At 65.8% G+C, this 13,309-nt stretch carries 18 protein-coding genes; 6 read left to right on the top strand and 12 right to left on the bottom strand.

Annotation, left to right across the window (positions count from 1 at the left end; translation table 11 throughout):
- The first annotated feature begins 30 nt into the window (after positions 1-30).
- Genes J2T07_RS01205 through J2T07_RS01190 form a run of 4 tightly spaced genes read left to right on the top strand, consistent with a single transcriptional unit; the run spans position 31 to position 3,027 of the window.
- Positions 31-675 (top strand): methylthioribulose 1-phosphate dehydratase, encoded by a 645-nt coding sequence (locus J2T07_RS01205; protein ID WP_306846728.1) that lies wholly within the window; start codon positions 31-33, stop codon positions 673-675.
- Positions 672-1,241: a 1,2-dihydroxy-3-keto-5-methylthiopentene dioxygenase gene (locus J2T07_RS01200; protein ID WP_306846726.1), complete on the top strand. Its 570-nt coding sequence runs from the start codon at positions 672-674 to the stop codon at positions 1,239-1,241. The genes J2T07_RS01205 and J2T07_RS01200 overlap by 4 nt, the downstream gene beginning before the upstream one ends.
- Positions 1,242-1,295: 54 nt before the next feature.
- Positions 1,296-1,979, top strand: a complete 684-nt coding sequence (gene mtnC, locus J2T07_RS01195) for an acireductone synthase (RefSeq protein WP_306846725.1) — start codon at positions 1,296-1,298, stop codon at positions 1,977-1,979.
- A complete protein-coding gene (locus tag J2T07_RS01190; protein WP_306846723.1) occupies positions 1,963-3,027 on the top strand; it encodes a C13 family peptidase in 1,065 nt (354 codons plus the stop codon). The genes mtnC and J2T07_RS01190 overlap by 17 nt, the downstream gene beginning before the upstream one ends.
- 38 nt (positions 3,028-3,065) lie before the next feature.
- Here J2T07_RS01190 and J2T07_RS01185 read toward each other — a convergent pair whose 3' ends face one another.
- Genes J2T07_RS01185 through J2T07_RS01175 form a run of 3 tightly spaced genes read right to left on the bottom strand, consistent with a single transcriptional unit; the run spans position 3,066 to position 6,034 of the window.
- Entirely contained in the window at positions 3,066-3,863 is a 798-nt protein-coding gene (locus J2T07_RS01185) for an amidohydrolase (protein ID WP_306846721.1), read from the bottom strand.
- On the bottom strand, positions 3,851-4,996 hold the full coding sequence (locus tag J2T07_RS01180; RefSeq protein ID WP_306846720.1) for a pyridoxal phosphate-dependent aminotransferase: 1,146 nt from the start codon (positions 4,994-4,996) through the stop codon (positions 3,851-3,853). Before J2T07_RS01180 ends, J2T07_RS01185 begins: the two co-directional genes overlap by 13 nt.
- A 9-nt stretch (positions 4,997-5,005) precedes the next feature.
- Positions 5,006-6,034, bottom strand: a complete 1,029-nt coding sequence (locus J2T07_RS01175; protein WP_306846718.1) for a LysR substrate-binding domain-containing protein — start codon at positions 6,032-6,034, stop codon at positions 5,006-5,008.
- A 125-nt stretch (positions 6,035-6,159) separates the two neighbouring features.
- Here J2T07_RS01175 and J2T07_RS01170 point away from each other — a divergent pair, with 125 nt between their 5' ends.
- Positions 6,160-6,744, top strand: coding sequence for an FMN-dependent NADH-azoreductase (locus tag J2T07_RS01170; RefSeq protein WP_306846716.1), 585 nt, complete (start codon positions 6,160-6,162; stop codon positions 6,742-6,744).
- 43 nt (positions 6,745-6,787) lie between these two features.
- Here the strand turns inward: J2T07_RS01170 and J2T07_RS01165 are convergent, their stop codons facing one another.
- The 7 genes from J2T07_RS01165 to J2T07_RS01135 form a co-directional block, all read right to left on the bottom strand.
- Positions 6,788-6,943 (bottom strand): hypothetical protein, encoded by a 156-nt coding sequence (locus tag J2T07_RS01165; protein ID WP_306846714.1) that lies wholly within the window; start codon positions 6,941-6,943, stop codon positions 6,788-6,790.
- A gap of 19 nt (positions 6,944-6,962) precedes the next feature.
- Entirely contained in the window at positions 6,963-7,121 is a 159-nt protein-coding gene (locus J2T07_RS01160; protein ID WP_306846712.1) for a hypothetical protein, read from the bottom strand.
- 47 nt (positions 7,122-7,168) lie between these two features.
- Positions 7,169-8,128 carry a ribonuclease H-like domain-containing protein gene (locus tag J2T07_RS01155; RefSeq protein WP_430539297.1) on the bottom strand — a complete coding sequence of 320 codons (960 nt, stop codon included), beginning with the start codon at positions 8,126-8,128 and terminating at the stop codon, positions 7,169-7,171.
- A complete protein-coding gene (locus J2T07_RS01150) occupies positions 8,125-10,542 on the bottom strand; it encodes a DEAD/DEAH box helicase (RefSeq protein WP_306846710.1) in 2,418 nt (805 codons plus the stop codon). Before J2T07_RS01150 ends, J2T07_RS01155 begins: the two co-directional genes overlap by 4 nt.
- A 73-nt stretch (positions 10,543-10,615) precedes the next feature.
- Positions 10,616-10,852: a DUF2188 domain-containing protein gene (locus tag J2T07_RS01145; RefSeq protein ID WP_306846708.1), complete on the bottom strand. Its 237-nt coding sequence runs from the start codon at positions 10,850-10,852 to the stop codon at positions 10,616-10,618.
- Between the two features lie 103 nt (positions 10,853-10,955).
- Positions 10,956-11,195, bottom strand: coding sequence for a hypothetical protein (locus J2T07_RS01140; RefSeq protein WP_306846706.1), 240 nt, complete (start codon positions 11,193-11,195; stop codon positions 10,956-10,958).
- A gap of 34 nt (positions 11,196-11,229) precedes the next feature.
- Positions 11,230-11,634, bottom strand: coding sequence for a hypothetical protein (locus J2T07_RS01135; protein ID WP_306846704.1), 405 nt, complete (start codon positions 11,632-11,634; stop codon positions 11,230-11,232).
- A 119-nt stretch (positions 11,635-11,753) separates the two neighbouring features.
- Here J2T07_RS01135 and J2T07_RS01130 point away from each other — a divergent pair, with 119 nt between their 5' ends.
- Complete coding sequence (locus J2T07_RS01130; protein WP_306846701.1) at positions 11,754-12,143, top strand: hypothetical protein; 390 nt, start codon at positions 11,754-11,756, stop codon at positions 12,141-12,143.
- A gap of 5 nt (positions 12,144-12,148) precedes the next feature.
- On the opposite strand, the gene J2T07_RS01125 is transcribed toward J2T07_RS01130, so the two are convergent.
- Together J2T07_RS01125 and J2T07_RS01120 are read right to left on the bottom strand one after the other, a co-directional pair.
- Positions 12,149-12,484, bottom strand: coding sequence for a hypothetical protein (locus J2T07_RS01125; RefSeq protein ID WP_306846699.1), 336 nt, complete (start codon positions 12,482-12,484; stop codon positions 12,149-12,151).
- A 53-nt stretch (positions 12,485-12,537) separates the two neighbouring features.
- The gene (locus J2T07_RS01120; RefSeq protein ID WP_306846697.1) at positions 12,538-13,260 is read right to left on the bottom strand and encodes a murein L,D-transpeptidase catalytic domain family protein; all 723 of its coding nucleotides are present in this window, start codon (positions 13,258-13,260) and stop codon (positions 12,538-12,540) included.
- Positions 13,261-13,309 lie beyond the last annotated feature (49 nt).

The following is a 13,309-nucleotide window of genomic DNA, read 5'->3' as shown; positions in this document are numbered from 1 at the left end:
ATCGAGCACTGTTTGGACGTCCAAATCCCCATGCCGAAGCTCCTCCCCACCGTCGACCCCACCTTGCTCGCCGAGCGCGCGGATGCCATCGCGGGCGCCGCCCGTGAACTGGCCGCGTTCGGTTGGACCCCGGCGACAAGCAGCAATTTCTCGATGCGGATCGACGAGGACCTCGCCGCCATCACGATCTCCGGCCGTGACAAGGGCCGCCTCGGCCGCGACGACATCATGGTCGTCGACATGGAGGGCAAGGCCGTGGGCTCCGACCACCGCCCATCCGCCGAGACCGGCCTGCACACGCAGGTCTATCGCCGCTTCCCCGACGCCAACGTGGTGCTGCACACCCATTCGCGCACGCAGAGCGTGGCCTCGCGGCTGTTCGCCTCGCAAGGACAGGTGCACCTGGAGGGCTGGGAGCTGCAAAAGGCCATTTCCGGCTACACCACGCATGAAAGCGTGCTCGACATCCCCGTATTCCCCAACACCCAGCACATGCCCGAGCTGGAAGCCCGGGTGGATGCCTGGATCGACGCCGGCAAGCCGCTGTACGCCTACCTGATCGACGGGCATGGCATCTATACCTGGGGCCGCGACATGGCCGAGACCCGTCGCCACCTGGAAGCCCTGGAATTCCTGCTGGGCTGCGAACTCGACCTGAGGAGGCTTTCCCCATGAGCCGTCTGCGCATCTACGACGACAACAAGAACGACACTCCCATCGCCGTCCACGAGGACCACGCCGACATCGCCAGCGCGTTGAACGCGGTTGGCGTGCGCTTCGAGCGGTGGGAAGCCAGTCAGGCGATCGCTCCCGGCGCTAGCCAGGAGGCGGTCATCGCGGCGTACCGCGCCGACATCGATCGCCTGATGGCCGAGAACGGCTATCGCTCGGTGGACGTGATCAGCCTCAAGCCCGATCACCCGGACCGTGCGGCGTTCCGCCAGAAGTTTCTGAACGAGCATACGCACAGTGAAGACGAAGTACGCTTCTTCGTCGCCGGCGCGGGCCAGTTCACCCTGCACATCGATGGCAAGGTGTATGAAGTACTTTGCGAGAAAGGCGACCTCATCGGCGTGCCCGACGGCACCCCGCACTGGTTCGACATGAGCGAATCGCCCTACTTCGTGGCGATCCGCCTGTTCACCAATACCGAGGGCTGGGTCGCCAATTTCACCGGCACGGACATCGCCGAGCGCTTTCCACGCATGACGCCGCATACCTCGGCCACCACCGTATCGTAAGCACGCCCTGTCGTTTATCCTGCGGATCTTCCCCGATCCGCAGGCTTCTCCCTCATGTCCGACATCCGCGCCGTCCTCACCGACATCGAAGGCACCACCAGTTCGATCGACTTCGTCAAGGACGTGCTCTTCCCGTATGCCCGCAAGCACCTGCCGGCCTACGTCGAGACGCATACGGACGAAGCCGAGGTGCAGCACTGGCTGCATGAAGCCGCGAAGGAAGCGGGCATCATGGAGGCGACGCGCGGCGAGATCATCGACCTCTTGATCCGCTGGATCGACGAGGACCGCAAGTCCACGGCACTGAAGGCCTTGCAAGGCATGATCTGGCGCGAAGGCTACGAGTCCGGCGTCTATGTCTCGCACATGTACCCGGAAGTGGCCGATCGTTTGCGTGCATGGCATGCGCAGGGCCTGAAGCTCTATGTGTATTCCTCGGGCTCCGTGCCCGCGCAGAAGCTCTTGTTCGGATTCACCGGCGATGGCGACCTGACGCCTCTGTTTTCCGGCTATTTCGATACCCAGACCGGACACAAGCGCGAGGTGGAGTCGTACCGCCGGATAGCCGGTGCGATCGGCTTGCCGCCAGCGCAAGTCCTGTTTCTTTCCGACATCCGCGAGGAACTCGACGCGGCCCGTGACGCCGGCATGCGCACCACGCAGCTCGTCCGCCCTCCCCTGTCCATGACCGACAACGGCCATCCCGCCGTCACCGATTTCAATGCGATCACTCCTTGATCCGCGCCGTCGGACGGCGATCTATGCCCTGATCTCGTTCGCCACGGGCGCCCTGCTGACCGTGGGCCTGCTGCGTTACGGGCCGGAGCCGGTCACCGCCCGGCCTGAGCCCCCCGCCGCGGCGACGGCGGTGGTCCCCGTGGTCGCGCCATCCGTGCCTTCGTCGGCCCGACCTGCGGATGCGCCGTCCGCGATGGCGGCATCCGACGGTGGCGATGCCGAACTGGACGCGAGCGCCTGGCCGGATGCCGCGCCGACCCCGGAACAGGTCTTCTCGGCCCAGCCGGACGCCGTGCGCAAGGCTATCGACAAGCTCGCGCCCCGTACGCGGGGCAAGCCCAATGTCTACGCCATCGCCTTCGGCGGCGATGGCTCCGAGGACGTCTTCCGCAATGAGGCGGAGTACGTCGACGTGCTGATGTCGAGCCGTTTCGGCAGCCCTGGGCACACCCTGGTCCTCGAGAACAACCCGGCAAGCCTCGCCACGCGCCCCTTGGCGAGCTGGACGAACCTCGAGGCAGCCCTCGACGGTCTGGCCAGGGTGATGGACCCGCGCGAGGACATCCTGTTGCTCTATGTGGCCACGCACGGCGGCGACGATCATTCGTTGCTGGTCGACATGGACCCGATTCCCCTCGACCAGCTCGATCCCGAGGGCCTGGCCGAGATTCTTGGCAAGCATGCCTTCCGCTGGAAGGTCGTGGTGGTGAATGCCTGCTATTCCGGCGGCTTCGTTCCCAAGCTGCGCGGCACAGGCACCTTGGTGCTGACTTCGGCACGCAGCGATCGCACCTCGTTCGGCTGCGGTGCGGATTCGGACATCACCTACTTCGGCCGCGCCTGGCTGGCCGATGGACTGAACGCCACGCCCGATTTCATCGAGGCGTTCGGCAAGGCCAGGACGGAAATCGCCACATGGGAGGCGAAGGAATCACTGGAAGCCTCGGAACCGCAGATCGACGTCGGTGCGGGTATCGAGGACAAGCTGGCCGCGTGGCGCAAGACGGCGAAGATAGGGCCGGCGGTGCCGTTCAAGGCTGCGAGGTAGGCGTATCGCCGACAGGGTCGGCGATGCTCTTCAGGCCTCTAGGTATCCAACGAGAACCGGTCGGCATCCATCCATGCCGGGAAGCGCTCGCGGTGCGCTATCAGCAACGCCGGATCCAGCGCCACCGTGATCACCTGCTCCTGCGTGCCCAACTCCAACAGCGGCTCGCCCACCGCGTCGATCACCGCGCTGTCGCCCGCGTACAGCAGGTTGTTGCCATCGACACCGACGCGATTCACTCCGATCACATAGGACAGGTTCTCGATCGCCCGGGCGCGCAACAAGGTGCGCCAGGGCTGCCTGCGCGGCGCCGGCCAATTGGCCACGAACAACGCCAGGTCGTAATCCATCCCCCCCACCGACGATTCACGGCGGCCGTTGCGCAACCACACCGGAAATCGCAGGTCGTAGCAGACCTGGGGCAGGATCCGCCAGCCCTTCAGCTCCACGATCAGCCGTTCGTTGCCACCGCCATAGCGTGTGTGCTCCCCGGCCATGCGGAATAGATGGCGCTTGTCGTAGTACGCGAGCGAGCCGTCCGGAGAAGCCCAGATCAGCCTGTTGTAGACGGTATCGCCGTCGCGGATCACCAGGCTGCCGGTAATCGTGGCGCTCACCTCGTCGGCAAGGGCGCACATCCAGGCCACGCTGGGACCGTCCATCGACTCGGCATTCCCCAGCGTGTCATTGGTGAAACCCGACAGGAAGGTCTCCGGAAGCACGATGAGGTCGCTGGGGGCGGCACCGCGCACGAGCGCACCGTAATAGTCGCGATTGCCAGGGGCGTCGTGCCAGCGTGTCGCGCCCTGGACGAGGGAGACGGTCAGAGTTTGCACAGGAGCTCCGCGGCGGCTTCCATGGTGGCATCGTTCTTGGCGAAGCACAGGCGGACCAGCCGCGTGTCCGGCGCGCTTTCGTAGAACGGGCTGAGCGGGATGACGGCCACGCCCCCCTCCCGGACCAGCCATTCGCTGAAGTTGATGTCGTCGACGTCACGAATGGCGCTGTAATCGACGAGCTGGAAATACCCGCCAGGCACGTCGAGCAGCGTCAGGCGCGACGGCTTCAGCAGGTCGCGGAAACGGTCGCGCTTGACCTGGTAGAAAGCCGGCAGGTCGAGGTAATGCCCGGGCGTGGATTCGAGGAATTCCGCGAACGCCCATTGCGCCGGATTGAAGGTGCAGAACGTGAGGTACTGGTGCACCTTGCGGAATTCGGCCGTGAGCGCCTTCGGCGCGATGGCGTAGCCGACCTTCCAGCCGGTGCAGTGGTAGGTCTTGCCGAACGAGGAGACGACGATGCTGCGCGCGGCCAGTTCCTCGTGGCGCAACACGCTCTGGTGTTCCTGGCCGTCGAAGACGATGTGTTCGTACACCTCGTCCGAAAGAACGACGATCGACGTGTTGCGGACGATATCGGCCAGTTCGTCGAGATCGGCGCGGGAGAGCACGGCGCCCGAAGGGTTATGCGGCGAGTTGATGAGGATCATCCGCGTCTTCGGGGTGACCGCGTCGCGCACGCGCTGCCAGTCGATCGCGAAGGCGGGCAAGGTCAACGGCAGGTGTACGGCGGTGGCGCCCTGCAATTCGATCGCCGGCTCGTAGCTGTCGTAGCAGGGGTCGAAGACGATCACCTCGTCTCCCGCGCGGACCACGGCCGCGATGGCCGAGAACAGCGCCTCGGTGGCTCCCGAGGTCACCGTGACCTCGGTGTCCGGGCTCACCCGGTGGCCATAGAGGCGTTCGGTCTTGAGCGCGATCTGCTCGCGCAGCTTCGCGATGCCCACACCCGGCGCGTACTGGTTCTTGCCTTCGGCCATGGCCCGCGTGATGGCTTCGCGCAAGGATTCCGGCGGTTCGAAATCGGGAAAACCCTGGCCCAGGTTGACCGCCTTGTGCTCGAGGGCCAGCTGGCTCATGACACTGAAGATCGTGGTTCCGACCTTGGGAAGCTTGGTTTCGAGCTGCATCGAACGCCCTTACTCGTTTGGACGGCCAAACGCCGTCGGATGTGCCGATCCTACCATGCGCGCCATGCGGATCGCTCCGGCCTGCTCCGGGTTCGCGGCGGCTTTCTCGCAATCCTTGTGGAATTCGGCCTGGGCCCTTGGAAGGCGCTCGGCCAGGAAGTCCACGAAACTGCGAATGGCAGGCAACAATCCACGGCGACTTGGATACACGAAATGCAGCGTGCCTTGAGCGGTGGTGTACTCCGGCAGCACCCATTCGAGGTCGCCGTTGGCGAGCAACGGACCGCAAAAATCCTCGGGCAGCAGCGCCACGCCGCAACATTGCACGGCGGCGGCGATCAGCACTGAAAAATCGCCGCTCACCAGGCGCGGTTTCACCTCCACCGCCGCCTTCTTCCCGCTCGCGTCGACCAGTTCCCAGACCTGGGCTCCCTCGTGTTCGTACATGGACAACGCCGGAAGCAAGGCCAGTTCGTCCAGTGTCTTCGGCCGTCCGTTGGAATCGAGGAACTTGGGACTCGCCACCAACAGGCTTCGCGCATAACCGATGCTGCGCAACACCAGGGTCGCGTCGGTGTCCAGCTTCTCGCGGACACGAATGGCGACGTCGTATCCCTCGCCAATGACATCCACGCGGCGGTTGGTGGCGGTCAGGCGCACCTGCACCTTCGGATGTTCGAGCAGGAAGGCCGGCAACATGGGGCCGACCACGTTCTGCGCCAGCGAGATGGGGCAGCTGACCCTGACCACGCCACGCGGCTCGGTGCGCAACTCGTCCACGGCGTCCTGTGCCGCCCGCGCCTCTTCGAGCACGGCCCGGCAGTGCTGGTAGAACCGCTCGCCGATCTCGGTGACCACGAAGCGCCGCGTGGTGCGCTGGAGCAAGCGCACGCCGAGACGGTCTTCCAGTTGGGCGATCCGCTTGCTGAGGCGGGATTTAGGAATGCCCAAGGCCCGTCCGGCCGCCGAAAAGCCGCCGTGTTCCACCACCGAAGCGAAAAAGTACAGATCGTTGAGGTCCTGCAGCGCGCCTTCCATCGGAGGCTCCCGTCGTTTCGCCTAAGAAACAATGAGTCTACTCCAAGCCAGCTAATCAGGGGATTGTCTGCGGCGTATCGTCCTTCGCATACCGCTCAGGGCGGTCAATCACTGAGGACTCGTCCATGAAACTCCTGCATATCGATGCCAGCGCGCTTGGTGCCCATTCCGTGTCGCGCGGCCTGACGGCCGCCGTCGTCGCCGAATTCGTCCGCAACCACCCCGGCATCGAAGTCACCTACCGCGACCTGCATGCCGCGCCCCTCGCCCCCTGGGCGTTGCCGGCAGGCGAGAACGACCCGAATGCCGCCGAAGCGGAAAAGGTGATGGAGGAATTCCTGGCTGCCGACGTCGTGGTCGTCGGGGCGCCGATGTACAACTTCGGCATCAGCAGCACGCTCAAGGCCTGGATCGACCGGATCGCCGTCGCCGGCAAGACCTTCCGCTACACCTCGGCGGGGCCCGAAGGGCTGGCGGGCGGGAAGCGGGTGATCGTCGCCTCGTCGCGTGGCGGTATCTATACCGCGGGCACCCCGGCGTCGGCCATGGATTTCCAGGAGCCGTACTTGCGTGCGGTCTTCGGCTTCCTCGGCATCACCGACATCGAGTTCGTTCGCGCCGAGGGCGTCGCGATGGGCGACGACCACAAGAACCAGGCTATCGGCGGCGCCGTCGCCGGCATCGGCAGCCTTCTGCGCAAGGCGGCCTGATAAAAGGAAGAAGGGCCGCTCCTTGCGCGGCCCTTCTTTTTCCTCAGGACGACGGGGAATTCTGTTTTCCCGGCTTGTCCTTGGGCATGTTCTGGTGCTCTTGCGGATGCCCCTCGCCGGGGAGCTTCGGCTTTCCGTGCGAGGGTTTCGGGTTGTCTTCCCGATAGCCGGGCGTCTGTTGCTTGCCGTCGTTGGTCATCTGGATACCTCTTCTCCGCTCAAGACCGTTGCTGGCATGCGGCATGGCCGCATTCGCAGGCGCCGCCCACGTTCTGGCTCTCGGCGGCCATGCGGCAGCTTTCGCTGCAATAGTCCCTCGATACCGGCACCTGGCAGTTGCAGCCCACATGATCACAGGGTTTGCTGGCTTCGTTCATGCGTCGACTCCTCAACGTTGCCTTGGCGAGCCTGCGCGGAGCGGCGTCTATTTTTCGTAACCGGGCGGCGAAACGGCAGCCCCATCCATCGCGGCCCAGCCATGCGCCTCCACGAGCAGGCCGCTCAGGCTGCGGACATCCTGGAGGTTGTGTTCCGCCACGCGGACCAGGTTGGCCGACGAACCTCCACGCAGGTAGGTGAGCCAGGCACGCGGTGCCTCCGAGCCGGGCAGATCGTCCTCTCGCACGATGCGCAACAACTTGCGCTCGGCCGTCTGCATCTTGCAGTTCTCCCACACCTGCCGGTAGCGACGGCGCATCGGATGCAGCAGATCGACGTGCGCGCGGCCAGGCAACGGGTTCGGCAACCGTGCAAGCCGGTAACGCGTGGCCAGCAACGGCGCGTCGTACGACTTGCCGTTGTAGCTGACCAGGACCGTTTCCGGTTCGATCCACCGGGCGAATTCCCGCAGCATGGCGGCCTCGGCTGCCATCGCCGTGATGTAGAGCTGACGGACACGCAACGCGCCGTCGTGCCAGTCCGCGGCGCCGATCATGAAGGCGCGCGTGCCGGTGCCGCCGGCCAGGCCCGTGGTTTCGGTGTCGAAGTGCAGGAACTGCTCGCGGCGGGCCGTGGTCAGCTTTGCGAACGAGAGGTCGAGTTCCGCGGGAGGCTCCGCCCAGGCGAAACGCTGTTCGAGGTAGCGCAGCCCTGGCGAGAGTTCATCGCCGGGTACATCACGTGTATGCGCACGCAGGGGCGCGCGCGGTTGAGCGAGGCGCTCGCGGACGCCGGCCATGCGGCGAAGTGTGGCGAGGTCGGGGGGGCGGGTGGGTGTGTCGCGAGCACCCTTCGCCGACACGGTCGGCTCCCACCAGGCTGTCGCCTGCCCGGCTTGGCCAGGAACACCGGACCCGGTGGGGGCCGGCCTTGCCGGCGATCCCTGCGGAGCGGCGATTCCCGCCTGCCGGCGCAGGACGGCCAGCTTCGAGGCCAGATCGCTCATGCATCGGCACCCAACAGCCGCAGCACGCGCGACGCCAGCGCCCGCGGCGTTTCCTCGCGCCCCTCGTCCGCGGCGAGCACAGGCCCCACGCACGCGGGGCAACCCGCCTTGCAGTCACAACCTTCGACCGTCGCCAAGGCGTGCCGCAGCAATTCCGGCGCCCGGCGGAACAGGGGTTCGCTGAGCCCGACGCCGCCGGGGAAGTTGTCGTACAGGTAGACCGTCGGCAGGAAACGCTCCAGCGTGTCCGGCAAGGCGAGATCACCATCCGGCGCGCGAACCTGTCCACGCCCGCTGGCATCCACTTGCGCGGACCAGACGCCGTCACCGGAACCGACCGCCTTCTGCAAATCGCGCGGCTCGGCCATCACGGCGACGACGGCCGCGATGTGCACGGCATATGCCGCGCCGAGGAATCCATCGAGGGCGTGCTGCCGCGAACGAAACGCTTCGTCGAGTACCGTTTGCGGCAACTGCCACCACACGGCGGTGGAATGGAGTTCCTGGTCCGGCAGGTTGACCGGCCCGTAGCCGATGTTCTCGTGCGTGTAGTAGCGGATCTTCTTGTACCCGGACACCCGGCGCACGACATGGACCTCACCGTGTCGCGCGCTGCCCTCGCCCGACTTGCCACCGTCGAAGCATTCCAGTTCCTTGAGCTTGGTGTAGTCGATGGCGTCGGTGTAGTAGTCGACGCGGGTGCGCGTGCAATAGGCCTTGCGCCCTTCCCAGTCGAGCTTCTCCACCTGGTAAGGCACCGACTGGATCATGTGGATCGCGCCCTCGTAAAGCGTCAGCGCCGCGGCCGAGTAATCCACTTCCGCGATGATCGTTTGCCTGCCTTCCGTCCGGTCCACCACCACGAAGTTGCCATCGGCGACCGATCGCAGGCTCACCGCGTTGGCCGGATAGCTGTCGGCGATCCATTCCCAGCGGTCCCCTTCGTTGTGCAGCACCTCGGATTCCGCCAGTACCCGCAGGTACGGCTCGGCGTCGTCCGGGCCGAAGGCGTCGCCGGTGGCGAACGGTAGCTCGAATGCCGCGCAGCGGATGTGGTCGAGCAGGATCAACGGTTGGTCGGGTTGGATCCTCGCATGCTCGGGACTGGCCTCGGTGAGGAAGGCGGGGTGTCGCATCAGGTACTGGTCGAGCGGTGCACTGGTGGCGACCAGCACGCCGAGCGACGGTTGCTGCCGGCGCCCCGCCCGGCCGAAGCGCTGCCATGTCGCCGCGATCGATCCGGGGTAGCCGTTCAACACCACGGCATCGAGGCTGCCGATGTCGACGCCCAACTCCAGTGCGGACGTGGAAACGATGCCGTCCACGTTGCCCGCCCGCATTTCGCGCTCGACCTCGCGCCGCTCGGTCGGCAGGTAACCGCCGCGATAGGCACGTATCCGCGCCGGCTTGCGCGTGTCGTGGTCGAACACGTCCTTCAGGTACTTGGTGAGCACCTCGACCATCAGCCGCGACTGGGCGAATACCAGGGTCTTCATCTTCGCCTTGATGGCCACGCGCGCGATGAGGTTGGTTTGCGAACGGGCCGAGGCGCGCAGGCCCAGGTCGGGATTGATCACCGGCGGGTTCCACAACAGCACGTGCTTGTCGCCACTGGGCGCGCCGCTGCGGGCGATGGTGACCACCTCGTCCTCGATCAGCGCCTGGGCATGCTCCGTGGCGTTGCCGATCGTGGCCGAGCACAGTACGAATTGCGGACGCACCCCATAGAACGCGCAGATGCGCTTGAGCCGGCGCAGCACGTTGGCCAGGTGCGAACCGAACACGCCGCGATAGGTGTGTATCTCGTCGATCACCACGTAGCGCAGGTTCTCGAAGAACTGCGCCCACTTGGTGTGATGTGGAAGGACGGCCTGATGCAGCATGTCCGGGTTGCTGACGACGACATCGCCGTGCTGGCGGATGGCCTGTCGCGCATCGCCGGGTGTATCGCCGTCGAAAGTGAAGGCCTTCACGCCGAGGTCACCGGCGCGATTGATGTCGAGCAACTCGGCTACCTGGTCTTGCGCCAGCGCCTTGGTGGGGAACAGATAGAGCGCCTTGGCGCCCGCTTCCAGCACCGAGGCCAACACCGGCATCGTGTAGCAAAGCGTCTTGCCCGACGCCGTCGGCGTGGCGACCAGCACGTGCCTGCCCGCGCGCGCGGCGTCCCAGGCTTCCTGCTGGTGGCTGTAGAGGCGGTCGATGCCGCGTGCACCCAAGGCCTGTGCCAGACCGGTCGGGAGATCGTCCGGCAGTGGCGCGAAGCTGCCCTCCCGGCCGAAGACCGTGAAGGCCGAACAAACCCGGTCGCCGTATTTGTCGGTGAGACGGTGCGCAAGCGTGCGGCCGTCATGATGGGTGGCGAGGACCGAGTCGGCCTCGTCGGTGCGCAGGGCTTGCAGATAGGCGGCCATGGGAACTACCGGGCACAGGGGTGCCCGTTATCCCGTGTCACGGTCTCACAGGCTGCGACGCATGAGAGGCCGTTTAGGCGACCTCATCGCCGGCATCCGCGCCGGCGAGCCTCCACAGGCCGGATTCGTCCTCTATCTTGATCTCCGTGGGCTGGCCTTGCTTGGCCTGGATCGCCGCCGCGAGCGCCACCGCGTGGCGCAGCGCTTCCTCGCGGGTCGGAAATTGTCCTACCAGCTCGGCATTGCGGCGCAGGCTCCATTGCCCGCGGGACGACGCATTGAACGGTACGTAGAGGGTCGTGCTCTGCAAGTAGGTAGCTCCGCCGGGAAAGGCCCCCTCGGCCTTTGCCGGGTCGAAGCTAGGTGGCGATCTGTCGCGAGCGCGTTATGGCGGGGTCGCCGCCGCAGTCACGTCATCGCGAGTAGGCCCGGCGCGCACCAGCCAGCCAGTCGGCGTGCTTGATCCCACGCTCCATGGCGGCATCCACCGCGAGACGCTCTTCCCCGAATTCGTCAAGCAGCGTGATCATCACGAAGTCGCGCGGTCCGGCATGCGCTGCCGGCTCGACGATATAGGCCGCCTTCCAGCGGCCCGCCGCCGTCTTCAACGTACGGACTTCCACGGAATACCGGCCAACGATACGTCGATGCACGATACGACTCCCTTGGTCGGATGGAAAGAACCACTCAGGCCTTCGGTGGCGCCTGCGTGTCCAGCCCTTCCCCGCTGGCGGGAATGGTGAAGGTTTTCGTTTCGCCCTGCCCCACGCTGGCATCGGCTTCGACCCGCTCCGCCGCACAGGCGCCATGCGGGAGCATGCTGAGCTTGCGCGTGCCCGAGGGAACGTGGAGGACGAGCTGCTCGCCGATTTCCATGTCGGCCACCACTTTGTCGTCCACGTAGATGGCCGTGGAGCAACCGGCACCCCACAGGCCCTGCTCGCGGACGATGTTCAGGGTGGCGTCGCCGCCGCTGGGGTCCTGGTAGCCGAAGACCGTACTGGACGGAACGTCGTGGATGCCGACGTGGCGTTCGTTCTGCGTGGCGCAGCCGGCAAGCAGGACCAGGGCGGAAAGAGCGATGTAGCGCATCGGGGAACACTCCATGAAGGATGAGGGCAGCATTCGTTCCACAATGTCGAGGTTACGTGAACTCCTCTCCTGTCGTGCACCGTCTGCCAAGACGTCAGGTTCGGCGCTAGACTCTCGCGATGACCGTCAAGCCCGCCAGCACGCCCACCGCCCTCGTTTTCGACCGGGCTCACATGGTGGCGGAGACCGTGGCCCTCGTCCTTGCCGACGCGGGCTACGCGGCGCGCGCCACCGTGACGTACCGAGACGCCAAGCGCGCCTTTCACGAATTGCCGGAACTGGCCCTCATGGTGATCCATGCCGACACTCCCGGGGAGCGCAGGGGCGCCGGCCTGCTGCAGGCGCTCATCCGCGAACGTCCGAATACGGCGATCGTGGTCGTATCCAGCCGGCTGCCCCAGGATCTCGGACCATTCCCGCTATCCGCGGTATTCCTCGAGAAGCCCTTCGACCGCGCGCAGCTGCTCGACGCCGTGGAACGCGCGAGGAAATCCCGCCCCCGCGCCTGAGCCCATCAGAGGCAGGAAATGGCTTCGTCGCGGAAGCGGCTGTCGTAGTCGCCCTTGCCCTTCTGGATTTCGTACATCACGACCTGGGCGCCGGCGCCGCTGGCGGTGACGTCGAGGCGCTCGTGCTTACCGTCGTCATTGGCGGTCACGCGGCCCTTGTCTTCCTTCGCGTCGCCCTTGGCACCCTTGGAAAGGGCCTGCCACTTCGGCTCCACGCACTGCACATAGGCCGTAACGCTCTTGCCCGTCTTGCTGCTGAGTTTGGGCAGGGTATCGGTCATGCCACTGGTGGCGCAGCCGGCGAGGACGGTGCAGGCGGCGATCGCAAGAACGTGTTTCATGCTGGATTCCACGGTAAGGGTCCGGGAATTCTAGCGCGACGGGGCGACCGCGATCAGGTACCCGCGCGTGCGACGACGTTCGCCTCGGCTTTCGCCAGTTGGCCGTTGGTGCATTTGAGGTAGTTCGAAGAGGCCAGCCAGCGCTTGTCCGGATAATACGAGAACACCATCTGCCCACCCTTCAGGGCATCGATCAGCTTGTGCGCGATGGCGGTGCGCACGGCCGGGCAGCCCCAGCTCCGGCCGATACGGCCGGCCACCTTCGCCATCGCCTCGTTCACGTAGGCGGCGCCGTGGATCACGATGGCACGCGCCATCGCCTGGTCGTTCACGCCCGGCTCCAGTCCACTCATGCGAAGCGAATAGCCATTCTTGCCTGTATACGTATCCGACGTGCGGAACAGTCCCAGGCTGGAGGCGAGGCTGTCCGGCGCGTTGGAGAATTTCGTGGCGTTCGCATCGCCGCTGTTCTTGCCGTGCGCCACCAGTTCCTGGAACAGCAGCTTGCGATTGACCGTATCGAACACCCACAGGCGCGGCTGCGACGATGGCTTCGAGTAATCGATCACCGCGAGGCGGTCGGCCGGCTGGCCACCCTGCGTCTGCGCGCACTCCGCCGCCTGGACAGCGAGTCCGATGACCTTCGGGTCGGCGGCGGGAGCCAGGCGCGACAACGCCTCGCCGAGCGAATCGGTGGCATGGACCTGGGAGGGGAGGAAGAACAGGGCGCCGAGCAGCGGCGCGGACGCGAGGAGCGTTCGGAACAGTCGAATCATGCGGCCAGCCAAGGGGGTTACGACGGGGCATCCTAACGTGCTGATCATT

It is taken from the genome of Luteibacter jiangsuensis (assembly GCF_030812295.1).
Taxonomy (GTDB): domain Bacteria; phylum Pseudomonadota; class Gammaproteobacteria; order Xanthomonadales; family Rhodanobacteraceae; genus Luteibacter; species Luteibacter jiangsuensis_A.
This window is presented reverse-complemented; position numbering and strand designations above follow the sequence as displayed.